Below are 3,414 nucleotides of genomic sequence, written 5' to 3'. Positions count from 1 at the left end.
AATTTTGCTCTTTATCAGAACGACAAGTGAAGCGATACAAGAAAAATATTTTAAGTGAACTTCACTGTAATAACCTCACTGAGGCCGTTGTCATTGGCATTCGTTACGGGCAAATAGCTCCGAAACCCTAACTGATGTCCCTTTTAGACCCTGTTTTTGGTTTGGATAAATTCTAGATAATAGCGCTTTTACTAACAGGAAAGCGCTAAAATGAATGTAAAAGCTCATAAAAATTTCTTAATAATTGAAGACAACGAGATTTGCCAAGAAATTTATAAATTCATATTTAAACAATTAAATTGTCGATATAAAAATCCTCATCTTAGGAATATATAGTCGCCGTAGTGGCTTGGCTTGATAACCTCACTGTTTTAACGAGATTGCTGCCAGCATTTTTTGTTTTGATGTTTGTAAGATTACTTTGTCAACTCCGGCAGTCTTTCGACCCCGGTTCTGGGTTACTCTGCGAACAGCCAGTAATTTGGCATATCTTGAGTGTGTTAGTAGCCATTGCAATGCTTTAGCTTTAGCTTTTCCATAACGCCCATCTAGAATAGCCTTTGCAATACGCATTTGTAGCCGACGTATATGTTGTTCGATGAAATCCCAATTTAGGGTATCCCACGTTTCACCACATGCTGAGACTGCACCGGTAACGGAAGTTACTGTCATTTGCGTTTTCTCATTCTCTCGGTTCTTCAAACTTTCTTGCAAAGAAAGACCTATGGGACGTCTGCTCACTTTCGTGCCAAATGATGTTTCAACTTGTATCTGAACCATTACAGCCCAGCATTCACTTCTTCCCACATCCCACCCCAGCATCATCATAAGTTCATCTTACGACAAACCGCCCCATTGCTGGGGACAATACTGGGTTCCCACGTTTCCCACTAAGAGTATGCCAACTTAGGTGCCTGCTTTCAGCCGGAAAGCTTATTGGTCACGGAGCGCATAATGGTTCGGCGCCCACCCTGCCTTCAGTACCTTTTGGTCAAAGCGTAACAGCCACTTTCGCTCCTTGCTTGGTAACGGCCTTTATCACAGATTCAGATATCTTCACCATATTGGCTATCTAGCAACTTGCCCGGTTGTGGTTACCAGAAGGGACATCCTCTCACGATTTCTTCCCCACGCTAATTAGCATTACGTCACATTTTCAGGGCAGCTCTTTATTCATTGCCCCTAGATTTATCCAGTGACATGGATGGTTCCCTACCTCAGTGTGGGAACAACTCTTATATGCGACCTCGTGTCGCACCCCTTTACCAAGCTCCAATAGAAAATATTGCAAATTATCCATGAGTGCTTGCTCAATATTTGTTTCAAGCAACGAAGAATAAGGCAGATTTAAAAAATCCAGAACATAAGGATCTCGTAAGCCTGTTCTTCTCCCACTAATTTCCAAGTTAATTGCGCTGGATAAGGTTCAAATCCTTCCGTAATTATAATGTTAGTGATGATCTTGAGGCATTTAGTTCACAACTTAGTTGTTGGCAGAAAAGTTCTAAGGATGGGCGCTTTGTTGGATTTATATTTTGAGAGTTTGCAATAAATGATTCAATAGAAGGAAAAGAAGACATTAATTGTTTATGAGATGAATGACTAGATAGCATCCTATTTAATGAAAAACCTAATGAATAAACATCTTGGTTTGGATTGGGTTTTATTAGTTCTATTTTACCACATAATTCAGGAGGCATCCATTTTCTCTCAGCTTCAGAAAAAAAGTTTCTGCTCCTTTCAGTAACATAGAATGAAAGTCCAAAATCAATAAAGCGTACAACGAACTTGGTGTTTTTACAGCGAATCATAATATTTCGTCGCTGAACATCACCATGAATAATGCCAGCGTCATGAATTCTTTTTAGCTCTCGTGTAATTTGAAGAACAATTTCGGCTAATTGATATGGATCAGTGACTTTTGGTAGCAAATCATTAGCAGTTTCTCCTTTTATAAAAGGCATGATATATCGATTCGTGTATATTGATTGACTGTCTCTTATCCAACCAAATTGAAATATTTCTGATATGTCATCTGGGTAAGCTTGTTTATTGAATTCAGCCTCTCTCTTTATACTATCTGTTAGATAGCTAGGTTTGCTTTTTGATAGAACTATGCTGTTATTTATTGGTGATTTAACTGCAATTTTTTGACCATCTTTACTCTGAAACAGTCGTACAACACCATAACCTCCTGCTCCTAACTTTTGGGTTGGTTTGTATATAGAAGAAGTCTCTGATTTTTTATCTATATGGGCAAAAAATGACGGGCGTCGACCAGCGGCCTTATACCAATAAATAGATTGTTGTGTCATATTGCAGTTAGCTTTCTTGATTAAATGAACAATTCTATCATTTTGCAGCATGATATTTATTAAGGAGGGCTCTTGTACCATAAGCTCTAAAGCTTGTGTGCCATCCTTAACGAAGGGAAGGATGGCTTTTTTATTTTGAAGACCGGTTATTTTTAAAATTAATAAATTTGCCACTTCATAGTGACGACCTTTTATTGCCCAATCGATGGGACGAAATCCATGGCAATCGTGGTTTGGAGCAATGGTTGGTATCGTTAAATCCGCTCCTAAACCCACTAAAAAATCTACTACAGGAACATGCCCCGAAGCTGCTGCCCAAAGTACAGGTGTTTGATTATTAGTATCTGTTATATCGAGCAAATCAGGATGTTTTTGGAGAATAATTTTAATTATTTCAAGATAACCTTTTGCAGCAACTAAATGAACAAAAGAACGAACACCGTCCAGAGGAGTAATTAACGTGCTTTTGTTATTTGCGAACAGATATATGAAACCCCGCGCATTATTTTCAGTAATTGTTAATAAAGTTTGTTTTAACTTTTTATTCATATGATCAGTAGATGCTCTTTTTTAAATCAGATTAGGAGATTATAGCAGCTTGTACTATGTGGGCAAAGGCTCCGATAGATCATCAAAATTTAAGTGTATTGACGGCTTATGTTTTATCGAAAGTGGGGCAAATTAATAACAAAGAACGTAAAGGACGTGCGTCCTTTACGATTGCAAATAAATTAATGTATGAACAAATTGGATTTGCACCTCAAGGTGGCTTCCATGAGAATGGTTGGTCTGGAACTGTTGATTTTTTGAAAATAAAGGAAAAGGGAAGAAGTGGACCCCATCGATGAGACCACGCTCCCTTACTATTTAGCTAGTGATTTATCCGTTAGTCATTTATCATGGCAAACGAAAATACCCTTTCTCCACAGACCTTAGTGACTTGATTGATGCCCCACCATTTCTAGTTGAACATTATTTTTTAAAACCTTTTCAACTGATTGATCTAGGACAAATTGATGATGAAACACTGAAACAACATGCCTGGTCTGGGGTAATGGAATTTGCATTGAAACATATTTTTGCTCGGGACATTTTGCCC

The 3,414-nt window shown here is 38.1% G+C and carries 5 protein-coding genes; 2 read left to right on the top strand and 3 right to left on the bottom strand.

The annotated features are described in order from the left end of the window. Positions 1-363: 363 nt before the first annotated feature. The 3 genes from WA877_RS04160 to WA877_RS04150 all read right to left on the bottom strand — a co-directional run bounded on the left by WA877_RS04160 (position 364) and on the right by WA877_RS04150 (position 2,864). Positions 364-807: a reverse transcriptase N-terminal domain-containing protein gene (locus tag WA877_RS04160; protein ID WP_425169676.1), complete on the bottom strand. Its 444-nt coding sequence runs from the start codon at positions 805-807 to the stop codon at positions 364-366. A 349-nt stretch (positions 808-1,156) separates the two neighbouring features. Beyond that, positions 1,157-1,405 carry a PDDEXK nuclease domain-containing protein gene (locus WA877_RS04155; protein ID WP_425169675.1) on the bottom strand — a complete coding sequence of 83 codons (249 nt, stop codon included), beginning with the start codon at positions 1,403-1,405 and terminating at the stop codon, positions 1,157-1,159. A 37-nt stretch (positions 1,406-1,442) separates the two neighbouring features. Next, entirely contained in the window at positions 1,443-2,864 is a 1,422-nt protein-coding gene (locus tag WA877_RS04150; protein ID WP_425169674.1) for an ankyrin repeat and protein kinase domain-containing protein, read from the bottom strand. A gap of 56 nt (positions 2,865-2,920) precedes the next feature. Here WA877_RS04150 and WA877_RS04145 point away from each other — a divergent pair, with 56 nt between their 5' ends. Together WA877_RS04145 and WA877_RS04140 are read left to right on the top strand one after the other, a co-directional pair. Beyond that, a complete protein-coding gene (locus tag WA877_RS04145) occupies positions 2,921-3,163 on the top strand; it encodes a hypothetical protein (RefSeq protein WP_425169673.1) in 243 nt (80 codons plus the stop codon). A 26-nt stretch (positions 3,164-3,189) separates the two neighbouring features. Then, the coding region (locus tag WA877_RS04140) for an Rpn family recombination-promoting nuclease/putative transposase (RefSeq protein ID WP_425169672.1) at positions 3,190-3,414 on the top strand (225 nt) is incomplete at its 3' end.

The organism is Legionella sp. (assembly GCF_049790535.1).
Lineage (GTDB): Bacteria > Pseudomonadota > Gammaproteobacteria > Legionellales > Legionellaceae > Legionella.
The sequence above is the reverse complement of the archived record's forward strand: the minus strand, read 5'-3'. Positions and strand labels throughout refer to the sequence as shown.

Bases quoted from the DNA above. Each gene is read 5' to 3' on its own strand.
- WA877_RS04150 (WP_425169674.1), bottom strand. From the start codon at position 2,864: ATGAATAAAAAGTTAAAACAAACTTTATTAACAATTACTGAAAATAAT.
- WA877_RS04145 (WP_425169673.1), top strand. From the start codon at position 2,921: ATGTGGGCAAAGGCTCCGATAGATCATCAAAATTTAAGTGTATTGACG.